This window comes from Streptomyces sp. NPDC093801 (assembly GCF_040701585.1).
GTDB lineage: Bacteria > Actinomycetota > Actinomycetes > Streptomycetales > Streptomycetaceae > Streptomyces.
Window position 1 is genome coordinate 42,370 of the sequence record NZ_JBFBDP010000049.1, and the last position, 13,324, is coordinate 55,693.

General features: G+C 75.0%; 11 protein-coding genes and 1 tRNA gene. 9 read left to right on the top strand and 3 right to left on the bottom strand.

The features are described 5' to 3' along the window. Positions 1-189 precede the first annotated feature (189 nt). Positions 190-262, bottom strand: a tRNA-Arg gene (locus AB0469_RS37080). Between the two features lie 322 nt (positions 263-584). Between AB0469_RS37080 and AB0469_RS37085 the strand changes: the two genes are divergently transcribed. The 5 genes from AB0469_RS37085 to AB0469_RS37105 all read left to right on the top strand — a co-directional run bounded on the left by AB0469_RS37085 (position 585) and on the right by AB0469_RS37105 (position 7,957). Continuing rightward, positions 585-2,204, top strand: coding sequence for a dynamin family protein (locus AB0469_RS37085; protein WP_366455976.1), 1,620 nt, complete (start codon positions 585-587; stop codon positions 2,202-2,204). Between the two features lie 4 nt (positions 2,205-2,208). Continuing rightward, positions 2,209-4,242 (top strand): GTPase, encoded by a 2,034-nt coding sequence (locus tag AB0469_RS37090; RefSeq protein WP_366455977.1) that lies wholly within the window; start codon positions 2,209-2,211, stop codon positions 4,240-4,242. Positions 4,243-4,342: 100 nt separating this feature from the next. Continuing rightward, the gene (locus tag AB0469_RS37095; RefSeq protein WP_366455978.1) at positions 4,343-4,750 is read left to right on the top strand and encodes a single-stranded DNA-binding protein; all 408 of its coding nucleotides are present in this window, start codon (positions 4,343-4,345) and stop codon (positions 4,748-4,750) included. A gap of 176 nt (positions 4,751-4,926) precedes the next feature. After that, positions 4,927-6,225 carry a thioester domain-containing protein gene (locus tag AB0469_RS37100; RefSeq protein ID WP_366455979.1) on the top strand — a complete coding sequence of 433 codons (1,299 nt, stop codon included), beginning with the start codon at positions 4,927-4,929 and terminating at the stop codon, positions 6,223-6,225. 49 nt (positions 6,226-6,274) lie between these two features. Further along, entirely contained in the window at positions 6,275-7,957 is a 1,683-nt protein-coding gene (locus tag AB0469_RS37105) for a phosphatase PAP2 family protein (RefSeq protein WP_366455980.1), read from the top strand. A 2-nt stretch (positions 7,958-7,959) separates the two neighbouring features. Here the strand turns inward: AB0469_RS37105 and AB0469_RS37110 are convergent, their stop codons facing one another. Next, positions 7,960-8,529 (bottom strand): hypothetical protein, encoded by a 570-nt coding sequence (locus tag AB0469_RS37110; RefSeq protein WP_366455981.1) that lies wholly within the window; start codon positions 8,527-8,529, stop codon positions 7,960-7,962. Between the two features lie 201 nt (positions 8,530-8,730). Between AB0469_RS37110 and ettA the strand changes: the two genes are divergently transcribed. The 3 genes from ettA to AB0469_RS37125 are packed head-to-tail and all read left to right on the top strand — an operon-like array spanning position 8,731 to position 11,615. Beyond that, positions 8,731-10,395 carry an energy-dependent translational throttle protein EttA gene (ettA, locus tag AB0469_RS37115; RefSeq protein WP_366455982.1) on the top strand — a complete coding sequence of 555 codons (1,665 nt, stop codon included), beginning with the start codon at positions 8,731-8,733 and terminating at the stop codon, positions 10,393-10,395. 9 nt (positions 10,396-10,404) lie between these two features. Then, a complete protein-coding gene (locus AB0469_RS37120) occupies positions 10,405-10,884 on the top strand; it encodes a thioesterase family protein (RefSeq protein ID WP_366455983.1) in 480 nt (159 codons plus the stop codon). Further along, positions 10,881-11,615, top strand: a complete 735-nt coding sequence (locus tag AB0469_RS37125) for a hypothetical protein (protein ID WP_366455984.1) — start codon at positions 10,881-10,883, stop codon at positions 11,613-11,615. The genes AB0469_RS37120 and AB0469_RS37125 overlap by 4 nt, the downstream gene beginning before the upstream one ends. A 63-nt stretch (positions 11,616-11,678) precedes the next feature. On the opposite strand, the gene AB0469_RS37130 is transcribed toward AB0469_RS37125, so the two are convergent. Then, the gene (locus AB0469_RS37130; protein WP_042818584.1) at positions 11,679-12,083 is read right to left on the bottom strand and encodes a globin; all 405 of its coding nucleotides are present in this window, start codon (positions 12,081-12,083) and stop codon (positions 11,679-11,681) included. 109 nt (positions 12,084-12,192) lie between these two features. Here AB0469_RS37130 and AB0469_RS37135 point away from each other — a divergent pair, with 109 nt between their 5' ends. Then, the gene (locus tag AB0469_RS37135) at positions 12,193-13,236 is read left to right on the top strand and encodes a methyltransferase domain-containing protein (RefSeq protein WP_366455985.1); all 1,044 of its coding nucleotides are present in this window, start codon (positions 12,193-12,195) and stop codon (positions 13,234-13,236) included. The last annotated feature ends 88 nt before the right edge of the window (positions 13,237-13,324 follow it).

Genomic DNA, 13,324 nt, shown 5'->3' on the forward strand with positions numbered 1-13,324 from the left:
GCAGCCCCGGTCAACTCCCGCCCCGGCGGCAGCCCTCACCCCCGGAGCGGACGGCGGGCGGGCCGGCCCGCCCGTCCGGGCGACGGCCGTTTTGCGCCTGCAAGGATCCGGTCGGGTGATTTTCCGCCAGTGCTGGACGGCTTTCCCCGGGGCGCCCGTGCAGGGCCCCTCGGGGAGGAAGAGGAAGAGTGCCCCCGGCAGGACTCGAACCTGCGGCCAAGCGCTTAGAAGGCGCCTGCTCTATCCGCTGAGCTACGGGGGCCGGTGGTGACCGTGTTGGCCTGGAGCCCCTTGGTGGGGGTGGGACTGCGGTCCATGCCGGGTCAAGGATAGGGCTCCGGTTGCCTTGTCCCGGTTGCTTCGCTGGCGTGCCACGTTGTGGAGGTTCGGTGAAGCGGTCCCGATAATCGCAGGCAGGTGCGATTCTCGCACCGCTTTTGCGCCGCGGCGGCCTGGGTGTTGTGCACTCGTTATGCCTGCGTCCCACTCGTCCTCCGTGTCCATGATGTCCCTGTGGAGTCGCGGTCGGCGCGCAGAGGGCGTATAAGCTTCAAAAATGGTCCCAAACCGGGCATTCTTCGCATGTGGTGACCTTGGATGTTCGGCCTCAGCTGCTCGATGCCCTGTCCGCCCTGCGCGACCGGGTCGCGTCCGTGCGTCTGCCGCTGCCCCTGCCCGGCGCCCCGCGCGCCCGCCAGACCAGAGCCGAGCTGCTCGCGCAGCTCGACGACTACCTCGTCCCCCGGCTCAAGGCGCCCGAGGCGCCGATGCTCGCCGTCGTCGGCGGGTCCACCGGAGCCGGTAAGTCCACACTCGTCAACTCCCTCGTCGGCCGCCAGGTCAGCGAAGCCGGAGTGCTGCGCCCCACCACCCGCACCCCGGTGCTCGTCTGCCACCCCGACGACCACCACTGGTTCGCCGGGATGCGGATCCTGCCCGACCTCATGCGCGTGTGGGCGCCCCAGGACGAGGACGACCTGCTCCCCGCCCGGAAGGGCCGCCCGCCCGGAAGGCACCGCGGCCCCACCAGCCGCGAACTGCGGATCGAGACCGTCTCCACCCTCCCCCGAGGACTCGCCCTCCTCGACGCGCCGGACATCGACTCCCTCGTCGTCGAGAACCGGACCCTCGCCGCCCAGCTGATCTGCGCCGCCGACGTCTGGGTCATGGTCACCACCGCCTCGCGGTACGCCGACGCCATCCCCTGGCACCTGCTGCGCACCGCCAAGCAGTACAACGCCACCCTGATCACGGTCCTCGACCGGGTCCCGCACCAGGTGCTCGCCGAGGTCTCGCGCCAGTACGGGGCACTGCTCAACCGGGCCGGACTGGGCGACGTGCCGCGGTTCACGGTGCCCGAGCTGCCCGAGTCGGCCGGGGGCGGCGGTCTGCTGCCGGCCAGCGCCGTCGCCCCGCTGCTCGCCTGGCTCGGCCACCACGTCCAGGACCCCGCCGCCCGCCAGTACGCCGTCGGCCGGACCGCGCTCGGCGCGCTCGACTCCCTCCGGCGCAGGATGCCGGAACTCGCCTCCGCCGTCGCCGCCCAGCACGCCGCGGCCGTCCGGCTGACCTCGGCCGTCGAGGACGCGTACAGGAGGGAGGGCAAACGGGTGCAGGGCCGCCTCGACAGCGGTGCCGTCCTCGCCGGGGACGCCCTCACCCGCTGGCGCGGCTACCCCCTCGACACCAGCGCCGACGAACTGCTCGACTCCCTCGCGGAATCCCTCGCGGCGCTGCTCCAGTGCGCCGTCGCCGCCGCCGACGAGCGCATCGCCGAGGTGTGGCGCCGCGAGCCGGCCGCCGGAGCGGTGCCGCTGCCCGGACCCGACCGGGAGGCGGCGGAACGTATCGGCATGGCCGTACGGCGCTGGCGGCGCGTGCTGGAGGAACTCGCCGAGGAGGAGGTCGCCAAGCTCGACAAGCAGCCCGCGCCCGACCCCGACGGCATCGCCGCCCTCCTCGTCGCTGTCCTCCTCGGCGGCAAACGGGCCCGCCCGGCGGGGGAGAAGCTCGCCGAGCGGATCGGCGTCCAGGCCGCCCTGCGCCTGCGCGACCGGGGCGGAGAGGCGGTCAGCGACCACCTCGACCAGATCCTGCGCGCCGAACGGGACCGCCGGCTCGCACCGCTCCAGGCGCTCGAAGTGACCCCGGAACCACAGGCCGAACTGATCGCGGCGCTGTCCGTACTGCAGAAGGAGAGGTGACGGGGTGACCGCCTTGACCGACCGCGATCAGGCCGGAGACCGCGACCACGTCCGCGACCAGGCCGGGGACGGGATGCGCCTCCGCAGCCGGGCCGCCCGCCGCAGCGCCGAACCGGCGACCGGCCACCCGGACGGCGCCGCGGACGGCCGTACGGCCGACCGGGCCGCCGACCGCTGGGACGACGGGTTCATCGCCCGCTCGCGCCACCGGACCGCCCGCAAGGGCGGTTTCGGCAGGGGCCGCTCGCGCGGCGCCGGGGAGGAACTCCCGGCCGAGGAACTCGACGAGGAGCCGGACGCGGGCGAGGAGGCCCTCGTCCGCGCCGTCTCCGGCGCCGGGAGCGACGGCGGCAAGGCCCCCGCACCCCCGCTCAGCCCCGAGGCCCAGGCCCTGCGCACCCGGCTCGACGCCCTGCGCCAGCTGGTCGGGCTCTCCCGCACCCGCCTCGACGGCAAGACCCTCGCCGAGGCCGGCCGGGTCCTCGACGAGGCGGCCGCGCGCCGGGGCCTGTCCGCCCAGCACACGGTCGTCGCCGTCGCCGGAGCCACCGGAAGCGGCAAGTCCACGCTCTTCAACGCACTCGCCGGAGTGCAGATCTCCGAGACCGGGCTGCGCCGTCCGACCACCGCCGCGCCGATCGCCTGCAGCTGGTCGGACGGGGCCGCCGGACTGCTGGACCGGCTGGAGATCCCCGGACGGCTGCGGCGCCGGCCCCGCGAGACCCCCGAGGCCGAGGCCCTGCGCGGGATGGTCCTCGTCGACCTGCCCGACCTGGACTCGGCACTCGGCGTGCACCGCGAGCACGTCGACCGCGTGCTGGCGCTGGTCGACGCCGTCGTCTGGGTCGTGGACCCGGAGAAGTACGCGGACGCCGTCCTGCACGAGCGGTACCTGCGGCCGCTGGCCGGACACGCGGAGGTGACGTTCGTCGTGCTGAACCAGGTGGACCGGCTGCCCGGCGAGGCCGCCGACCTCGTCCTTGACGACCTGCGCCGGCTCCTGGACGAGGACGGCATCGCGCTCGGCGAGCACGGCGAGCCCGGTGCCACCGTCCTCGGACTGTCCGCCCTGACGGGCGAAGGGGTCGGGGAACTGCGCGAGCTCCTCGGACAGTTCACCCAGGAGAAGGGCGCCGCGACCCGGCGGATCGCCGCCGACGTCGACCGGGCCGCCGTCCGCCTGCGCCCGCTGTACGTCGCCGACGGGCCCAACGGCCCCTCCGGGCCGGAGATCGGCGAGGCGGCGCGCGCCGAGTTCGAGGACCGGCTCGCCGAAGCGGTCGGGGCGTACGCGGCCGGCCTCGCCGCCGAACGGGCCTGGCGGCGCAACGCCGGGAAGGCCTGCGGGACGCCGTGGCTGCGGCTGTGGCGCTGGTACGAGAACCGGCGCGCCCCCCGCGCGCTGGGCGGGCTGTCCGCCCTCGCGGTGATCGGCCGCTCCTCGACGGCCGCCCCCGTGCCGGTCGAGGAGGAGGTGACCGCCCGCCAGCGGGTGGAGCAGGCCGTGCGGACCGTCGCGGACGAGGCGGCCGTCGGGCTGCCCGAACCCTGGGCGCAGGCCGTACGGGAGACCGCCGTACGCGGGGCCGCCCGGCTGCCGGAGGCGCTGGACGAGCTGGCGGTGACCCTCGGCGCGCCCGCCCCGGTGCCCGGAACGAAGCCGCCCCGGCCCGCCTGGTGGCCGGCGGCGGTACTGGCGCAGGCGGCCATGACGCTGGTGCAGGTCTTCGGCGGGCTGTGGCTGGTCGGGCAGATCGCCGGGGTCCTGGGGCCGAGGCTGCTGCCACCGGTCCTGTTCATGGTGGCGGGGATCGTCGGCGGGCCGCTGGTGGAGTGGGCCTGTTCCCTCGCGGCCCGCGGGCCGGCCCGCCGGTACGGGCAGGACGCCGAGCGGCGGCTGCGGCAGGCCGCGGCGGGCTGCGGGCGGGCCAGGGTGCTGGAGCCGGTGGCGGCGGAGCTGCTGCGCTACCGGGAGGTCCGGGAGCAGTACGCGACCGTCTCCTCAGGGGGGACGAGGTTGTCCACAACCCGCCAGTAGTCCACAGGCCGGAGCGGCGGGTCGGGGGCCCGGGCCAGCATGGTCGTACCTCGCGCGGACGGTCCGGGCGAGCCGTACGAACGCGGGGAGGGCGGCCGGGATGAACGACACCCTGGTGACGCTGGTGGGGCACGTGGCGACGCAGATCGACTTCAAGGAGACGGCGACCGGCCCGTCGGCGAGGTTCCGTTTCGCGGTGACCCCGAGGTACTTCGACCGGCGGACCGACGTCTGGACGGACGGCACCACCAGCTTCTACACCGTGTGGGCGCGCCGGGTGCTCGCGGTGAACCTGGCCAGTTCGGTCTCGGTCGGGGAACCGCTGGTGGTGCACGGGCGGTTGCGGGTCCGGGAGGGGCCGCCGGACGGCGACGGGGTCCGCTGGTTCTCCGCGGACATCGACGCGTTCGCCGTCGGACACGACCTGAACCGCGGAACCGCGGCCTTCCGTCGGGTGGTCAAGACGGAGACCCCGCTGATGGGCCCTCAGAAGGCGGCGGTGGTCTGAGTGTTCGATGAGGCTAGGATTCCCCGGTACTCACGGGCACCTGGGTCTTTGGCCCGAAGGGGAAGACTGTGTCGATTGCTGTTCCCGCGTCCTGCGCGTCCTTCGAGTCCCACGCCGCGTCCACGGACGGACCGGCCCCCGCCGGATCCGTCACACCGGCGGTTCCGCTTCCCGGCGTGCGCGCCGCTTCCGCCGCCCCCGCGGGCGCCGCTCCCGACTCCCTTCCCGGCCCCGGCGCGGGTGCCTCCGGTGCCGGGTCCGCTTCCGCCGGCGCGGGCGGCGGGGTGCGCGGCTCCGCGCGGCGGCCGCTGGCGGTGGCCCTGCTGGCCGCGGCCCTCACCGCCGCCCCGGGCGCCCGGGCCTCGGCCGAGTCGGGCACGGCGGTGGCGAGCGCGGCGGCCGGAGGGGCGAGCGCCGTGCTCGACGGCCTGAAGGCCTACGGCCAGGCGGTCCTGCGCGCCGGTGACGGCTCGGTCCGGCAGATCCCCGCCGGGCTGTACGAGATGCGGGTCGACGGCGGGGGCATGCTCCAGACGTACGGGGTCGGCGTCGCGGGCAACGCGCAGCCCCAGGCCCGGTTCACCGAGAGCGGGTGGGGCGGCATCCCCCTCACCGGGAACGCCGAGGCCGGCGGCCGGATCCGCTGGGTGCTGGAGCACTCCTACCCGCAGCACAACGACCTGGCCGGACTGGCGAAGGCGGCCGGCGCCGGGGCTCTGACGGCGGAGAGCGCCGCCGCCGGGACCCAGGTGGCGATCTGGCGGCTCGCGGACGGGGCCCAGGTCGAGGCCGCCGACCAGGCGGCCGAGAAACTGGCCGACTACCTCCAGCGGGAGGCGGGCCGGCTGCCGGAGCCGCCGGCCTCGCTGGGGCTGGACCCCGGCCGGGTGACCGGGACGGTGACGGGGCCCGCCGGCACCCGCCTCGGCCCGGTGACCGTCCGCACGGGGGCGCAGAGCGTGACCGTCACCCCCGACGCGGCCGCCGTGGCCATGGGCGTGCGGGTGGTCGACGCCGACGGGCAGCCGGTGGGCTCCGCGGCCAACGGCAGCCGGCTGTACTTCGAGGTGCCCGCCGGCACCCCCGACGGGACGGCCTCGGTCGTCGTGCAGGGCTCGACGAAGGTGCCGGTCGGGCGCGTCTTCAGCAGCGGGATCCCGGCCGAGGCGCAGGTCGTGGCCGGCTCCAGCGAGTCGGCGGCCTCCGCCAGCGCCACGGCGGTCTGGCCGCAGCCGCCCGCCGGACCGGCCGGGAAGGTGGGCACGCTGGCGGGCAGCGCCGAGGTGGTCCCGGCCCCCGACGCCGTCACGGAGACGCAGTCGCCGGAGGAGGAGCGGCTGGCCGTCAGCGGGAGCTCCGCCGCCACCCCGGTGATCGCCGCCCTGGCGGTGGGGCTGGTGGTGCTGGGCGGAATGGTGGTCCTGATGGTGCGCAGGCGTCCGTTGGAAGGGGAAGAAGGCGAGAGGGAGGGCTGAACGAGGGGCGGGGTGCTTCATCCCGCCGGGGCCCGGGTAAGGGCGTGAAATGGCAGATCGGGATCAGGAACTGACCTGGCGGGGCACCGCCGCGCAATGGGACCGGCGGCTGTTCGACGCCGTGGCCCGGCGGCACTGGCCCGCGGCCGAGCGGGCGCTGCCCGCGCTCGGGCGGGCCGCCGACCACGGGGTGCTGTGGGGCGGGATCGCGGCGGCGCTCACCGTCCTCGGCCCGCCGCGCACCCGCAAGGCGGCGCTGCGGGCGGCGGCCTCGCTCGCGCTGGCCTCCGCGACCGTCAACACCGTCGGGAAGTGGACCGTGCGGCGGCCCCGGCCCCTGCTGGAGGGGGTGCCCGCGGTACGGCAGCCGGCCGTGCCGCCCTGGACCACATCCTTCCCGTCCGGGCACTCCGCCTCGGCCTTCGCCTTCACGGTCGGGCTGGCGCTGGAGTCCCCGGTGTGGGGGGCCGTGGTCGCACCCCTGGCCGCGTCGGTGGCGTTCTCCCGCGTCTACACCGGGGTGCACTATCCGTCCGACGTGGCGGCGGGCGCGCTGCTCGGGGTCGCGGCCGGGTTCGCCGTCCGCGGGCTCGCGCGGGGCGCGCGGCAGGCGCGCGCCGTCCCGGGTGACGAGCGGCCCGCGGCCGGGGTGCCGGCGCTCCCGGACGGGGACGGGCTGACGGTGGTGGTGAACACCGGCGCGGGAACGGTCGGCGCCGAGGTGCTCGGCGTCCTGCGGGAGCGGCTGCCGCGGGCGGAGGTCGTGGAGTGCGGGGGCGACGCCCTGGAGACGGAGCTGGCCTCGGCCGCGGAGCGTGCGGACGTGCTCGGGGTGTGCGGGGGCGACGGCACGGTCAACGCCGCCGCGACCGCCGCGCTGCGGGCCGGGGTGCCGCTGGCGGTGTTCCCCGGTGGCACCCTGAACCACTTCGCCCTCGACCTCGGCCTCAGCGGCCCGGAGGACACCTGCCGGGCCGTCGCCGAGGGCCAGGCGGTCCGCGTCGCGGTGGGCCGCTTCACCCCGTCCGCAGGCCCCCGCGCCGCGCCCGCCGGAGCCCGTCCGCCGTCCGCCGGCCCCCGGGCCGCCGGCGCGTCCGGGTCCCCGCCCGCCGCCGGCGCGGCGCCGACACCCGCCCCGGCTTCCGGCGAGGCGCCCGCCTCGGCCGCCGGCGCGTCCACGGACTCCGGAGCGGGTTCCGGGAGCCGGCCGGACGGGGACGCGGGGGGCGGGCGCGGGGAGGGCGGGTACTTCCTCAACACCTTCAGCTTCGGGGTCTACCCCGAGCTGCTGCGCCACCGGCTGCGCTGGGCCCCGCGGATCGGGGGCGGCCCCGCCGCGCTCGCGGCGGCCTGGCGGGTGCTGCGCGCCGAGCGCCCCGTACGGCTGACGCTGGCCGGGAGGCCCCGGAGCGCCTGGCTGCTCTTCGCCGGCAACGGCACCTACCACGGCTCCGGTGCCACCCCCCGCCGCCGCGACGGTCTCGGCGAGGGCCTGCTCGACCTGCGCCTCGTCCACGGAGGCGGCCGCCCCGGCCCCCGCCTCCTCGCCGCCGCCCTCGCCGGACCGCTGACCCGCTCCCCGGCCCACGTGGCCATCCGCGTGCGCCGCCTGCACATCTCCGACATTCCGCCCGGCACCCCCTTCGCCTACGACGGCGAGTACGCCCAGGCCCCGCCCGCCCTCGTCCTCGACACCCTCCCGGACGCCCTCCCCGTCTACCGCCCCCGCTGACCTCAGGGCCCGGCCGGGCCCGGCTCCACCCCCAGGTCCGCCCGCATCGCCGTCCGCATCCCCACCCACTGGTCGTTCGCCCTCAGCAGCATCACCCGTATCTCCTCGAACGCCCCGTCCGCCCCGTCCGCCCCGGGGGCGCCCTCGCCCAGGCGCATGACCCGGTCGTACGCGTGGGCGAGGGTCTGCGCCATGGAGTCCAGCTCCGCCAGGACGGTGTCGGAGGCGGCCATCTGGGCCTCGGCGAAGGAGGCGTGCATCGAGTGCCGCGCGTCCTCCAGCGCAGCCCGCGCCTCCGGGGTGACCTCCCCGTCGTGGACCCGCCACAGGTAGTTCATCAGCTCGACCCGGTGCCGCCGGTAGCCGGAGTTCGCCGCCACGTAGCACGCGCGCCGCTTGTCCAGCTCGGCGACGCGCTGCTCGCGCGCCCACTGGGCGTCGGCCGCCCGCTCCTGCCGCTCGAACTGGTCCGACTGCGTCCGTGACAGCAGCCGCTGCGACAGGACGGGGGCGAGGAGGGTTCCCGCCACGGCGATCGTCGTACCGGCGAGCGCGACCAGGGTGCTCTCCATTGCTGCTGCTTCCTCCGGGGGGCGGCGGGACCGGGACCGGGCGCCATCCTGCCGCCCGTGCGCGCCGCCCGCGGGGGATTTCCCTCCCCGGCACGAGCGAGGCGCAGATCAGGGCCCTGACCACGTGCGTTTCCCCCGGGGGATGGACGTACGGCAGTATGGGGTGTATCTGCCCACCATCGATCTGCCGGACGGTTTCTCTTGGCTGAGTTCATCTACACCATGCGCAAGACGCGCAAGGCGCACGGCGACAAGGTGATCCTCGACGACGTGTTCCTGAACTTCCTGCCGGGGGCGAAGATCGGCGTGGTCGGCCCCAACGGCGCCGGCAAGTCGACCGTCCTGAAGATCATGGCGGGCATCGAGCAGCCGTCCAACGGTGACGCCTTCCTGTCGCCCGGCTACACGGTCGGCATCCTCATGCAGGAGCCCAAGCTCGACGAGTCCAAGACGGTCCTCGAGAACGTCGAGGACGGCGTCGGCGAGATCAAGACCAAGCTCAACCGGTTCAACGCGATCGCCGAGGAAATGGCGACGAACTACACCGACGAGCTGATGGAGGAGATGGGCAAGCTCCAGGACGACCTGGACCACGCCAACGCGTGGGACCTCGACGCCCAGCTGGAGCAGGCCATGGACGCCCTGGGCTGCCCGCCCGGCGACTGGCCGGTCACCAACCTCTCCGGTGGTGAGAAGCGCCGCGTGGCCCTCTGCAAGCTGCTGCTGGAGGCCCCCGACCTGCTGCTCCTCGACGAGCCCACCAACCACCTCGACGCCGAGTCCGTGAACTGGCTGGAGCAGCACCTGGCCCAGTACAAGGGCGCCGTCGTGGCCGTCACCCACGACCGCTACTTCCTCGACAACGTCGCCGAGTGGATCCTCGAGCTCGACCGCGGCCGCGCGCACCCCTACGAGGGCAACTACTCCACCTACCTGGAGAAGAAGGCCGAGCGCCTCAAGGTCGAGGGCAAGAAGGACGAGAAGCGCGCCAAGCGCCTCAAGGAAGAGCTGGAGTGGGTCCGCTCCAACGCCAAGGGCCGCCAGGCCAAGTCCAAGGCCCGTCTCGCGCGCTACGAGGAGATGGCGGCCGAGGCCGACAAGATGCGGAAGCTGGACTTCGAGGAGATCCAGATCCCGCCGGGCCCGCGCCTGGGCTCGATCGTCGTCGAGGTCAACAACCTCACCAAGGCCTTCGGTGACAAGGTCCTCATCGACGACCTGTCCTTCACGCTGCCGCGCAACGGCATCGTCGGCGTCATCGGTCCGAACGGCGCGGGCAAGACCACGCTGTTCAAGATGATCCAGGGCCTGGAGACCCCGGACTCCGGCGACATCAAGGTCGGCGAGACCGTCAAGATCTCCTACGTCGACCAGGGCCGCGCCAACATCGACCCCAAGAAGACCCTCTGGGCGGTCGTGTCGGACGAGCTGGACTACATCAACGTCGGCAACGTCGAGATGCCGTCCCGCGCGTACGTCAGCGCCTTCGGCTTCAAGGGCCCGGACCAGCAGAAGCCGGCCGGCGTGCTCTCCGGCGGTGAGCGCAACCGCCTGAACCTCGCGCTCACCCTCAAGCAGGGCGGCAACCTGCTGCTCCTCGACGAGCCCACCAACGACCTCGACGTCGAGACCCTGGGCTCGCTGGAGAACGCGCTGCTGGAGTTCCCCGGTGCGGCCGTGGTCGTCTCCCACGACCGCTGGTTCCTGGACCGCGTCGCCACGCACATCCTGGCGTACGAGGGCGACTCGAAGTGGTTCTGGTTCGAGGGCAACTTCGAGTCCTACGAGAAGAACAAGGTCGAGCGGCTCGGCCCGGACGCCACCCGTCCGCACCGCGCCACCTACAAGAAGCTCACCCGGGGCTAGGTCGCGCACATGGCCAGACACCACTACCGGTGCCCCCTCCGCTGGGCGGACATGGATGCCTTCGGGCACGTCAACAACGTGGTCTTCCTCCGCTACCTGGAGGAGGCGCGCATCGACTTCATGTTCCGCCTGGCGCCCGGGGAGGGCAGCGAGTCCTTCACGGGCGGCTCCGTCGTGGCCCGTCACGAGATCGACTACAAGCTGCCCCTCGTGCACCGGCACGAGCCGGTGCTGATCGAGTCCTGGGTCACCCGGATAGGCGCCGCGTCCCTGACCATCCGCTACGAGGTCAAGGACGAGGCGACCGAGGACGCGCCCGAGACGGTCTACGTCCGGGCCGAGACGGTCGTCGTGCCCTACAACCTCGCCGAGGGGCGGCCCCGCCGCATCACCGACGAGGAGCGGGTCTTCCTCCAGGAGTACCTGGAGGAGCCCGTCGGCCGTGTCACCGGACGCCCCGGCGGCGCGGAAGGGCGCCTCGCGGCATGACCGACCAGCTGCACTTCGCCGACTCCGGGGAGGCGGCGGACCTCGCCGCCTTCCTGGGCCGGCTGGTGCACTACGACCGTGCCGCCGCGGTCCGCCTGCAGGCGCGGGCGGGCGGCGGCGCGCTCGCCGTCTTCGGGCGGCCGCCGTCCTTCGAGGTCCTGGCCGTCCGCGCGGTGCGCCTCGCCGCGCCCCTCGCGACGCCGCTGGACGTCACCGTGTCCGCGGGCGAGCTGCTGGAGTCGGTCGACGAGGCCGGCGCCGGGGCCCGGGTGCCGGGCGCCGTCACCGGCCCGCCGTGGACGGGTGTCCTGCCGCCCCAGGGCGGCTGGCGTCCCGTGCCCGGACTGCCGCGTCCCGAGGCGGTACGGGCGGTCCTGGCCGCCGCCGTCGCCGAATTCCGGGCCCGGGACGAGGCCCTGCCCCCGCAGCACCGGACCCGCTCCGAGCGCGACCGCATCGGCCGCGAGATCTGGTCGCGGACGCTCGGCGACACCGAGCTCCCGCTGCGCGCCGCGCACGCCGCCCAGTCCCTGGGCTTCCTGCGGCCCGTCCGGGCCACCGTGCCGGCCCCCGCGACCGCCGACGGCCCCGGCGCGCCCGCGCCCGTGGCGCTGTTCGCCTCCGGCGGGTGGCTCAGGCTGAGCACCCCGTACGGCTCCGTCGCGACCCGGACGCCCGGCCCCGGCGGCGGTGGCCTCGGCGCCCTCCAGGTACGGCCGCTCCAGGGCTGATCCGAACGCCACGGCCCAAGGCCCCGCAGCCCCTCCCGGGGCCGCGGGCGCCCCGCGGGCCGGCTAGCCCGCCGTGTTGATCATCGAGGCGGCCGCGTAGGTCAGGTACCGCCACAGCTGCGCCTCGTGCTCCGGTGCCAGGCCCAGCTCGTCCAGCGCCTCCCGCATGTGCTTCAGCCACGCGTCGTGCGCCGCCGAGTCCACCTGGAACGGGGCGTGCCGCATCCGCAGGCGCGGGTGGCCGCGGTTCTCGCTGTACGTGCCCGGGCCGCCCCAGTACTGCATCAGGAACAGCGCGAACCGCTCCTCGGCGGGCCCGAGGTCCCCCTCCGGGTACATCGGACGCAGCAGCGGGTCCTCCGCGACACCCTGGTAGAAGCGGTGGACCAGGCGCCGGAAGGTCGCCTCGCCGCCCACCTGCTCGAAGAAGGTCGTCTCCTGGACGTTGCTCTGCGGATCGTCATTCACCCGACCATCGTCTCAGACACCCGGACGGAGGACCCCGGTCCTAGGACCGGGGTCCGGCGGCAGCCCGGGAGGGCTCGCACGCGGCGGCCGCCCGCCGCACAGTGGAGACATGGGCACGGGAGGCAGGCGCGCGCACGCGGCACACACCCCGCGGGAACCCCAGGAGCCGGCTCGCGACCTGCGGGAGATCGCGCACGCCGCCCAGGTACGGGAGCTCACGGCCGCCGGGGCGCTGGAGGACCCGGCCTGGCGGGCCGCCTTCGCGGCCGTGCCCCGGCACGTCTTCGTGCCGTACTTCTGGACCGGCCGCGGCGCCGGCCACGAGCGGCTGTGGGCCGAGGACCCGGACCCCGAGCGCCGGGCCCGGTGGCTGCGCGGGGTCTACACGGACGGCCCGCTCGCGACCCGCCTGCGCGACGGCGAGCTGCTCTCCTCCAGCAGCCAGCCCTCCCTGATGGCGAGGATGCTGGAGGCCCTCGACGTCCGCGACGGGGACGACGTGCTGGAGATCGGCGCGGGCACCGGCTACAACGCCGCCCTGCTCTGCCACCGGCTCGGCGAGGAACACGTCACCACCGTGGACCTGGACGAGGAGATCACCGAGTCCGCCCGGGCGCACCTGGCGCTGCTGGGCTACCGGCCCGCCGTCGTCACCGGCGACGGGGCGCGCGGCTGCCCCTCACGCGCCCCCTTCGACCGGATCCTGGTGACCTGCACCCTGCCGCTGATCCCGCACGCCTGGCTCGGCCAGTGCCGGCCGGGGGCGCGGATCCTGGCCCCCCTGTCGACCGGGCTGATCGCGCTCACGGTCCACGACGCCGACTTCGCGGAGGGCCGTTTCCTGCACACCTCCGCCTACTTCGTCCCCCTGCGCGGGGCCACGGCAGGGCCGCCGCCGCCCGGCGCGGGAGGCCCGCTGCACGGGGTCCCGTACGAGCTGGTGGAGAACGAGCGCCTCCAGTTCCTGCTGATCCTGACCGCGGGCGTACTGCGGCCCCGGGAGGCGCTGGACCTGTGGCGCGGCGAGGGCAGGCCGCCGCGCGAGCGGTTCGGCGTCACGGTCACCCGCGAGGGGCAGTGGGCCTGGCTCGACGACCCCCAGGGACCCTACGTGTGGCCCCTGGGGGAGGCCGCCGGAGCGGCGGAGGGCTAGGTGTTCTGTCCAGGGAGGTTGTGGACGGGTGATGCAGGTCTCGGTTGAGGGATCTTGAAATGGGTGAGGGCCTTCTGGCCTGGTGTGG

What these genes read in the sequence shown, in the direction of transcription:
- AB0469_RS37120 (WP_366455983.1), top strand. Translation starts at nt 10,405, where the DNA reads ATGGCCAGACACCACTACCGGTGCCCCCTCCGCTGGGCGGACATGGAT.
- AB0469_RS37135 (WP_366455985.1), top strand. Translation starts at nt 12,193, where the DNA reads ATGGGCACGGGAGGCAGGCGCGCGCACGCGGCACACACCCCGCGGGAA.
- AB0469_RS37125 (WP_366455984.1), top strand. Translation starts at nt 10,881, where the DNA reads ATGACCGACCAGCTGCACTTCGCCGACTCCGGGGAGGCGGCGGACCTC.
- AB0469_RS37110 (WP_366455981.1), bottom strand. Translation starts at nt 8,529, where the DNA reads ATGGAGAGCACCCTGGTCGCGCTCGCCGGTACGACGATCGCCGTGGCG.
- AB0469_RS37105 (WP_366455980.1), top strand. Translation starts at nt 6,275, where the DNA reads ATGGCAGATCGGGATCAGGAACTGACCTGGCGGGGCACCGCCGCGCAA.
- AB0469_RS37095 (WP_366455978.1), top strand. Translation starts at nt 4,343, where the DNA reads ATGAACGACACCCTGGTGACGCTGGTGGGGCACGTGGCGACGCAGATC.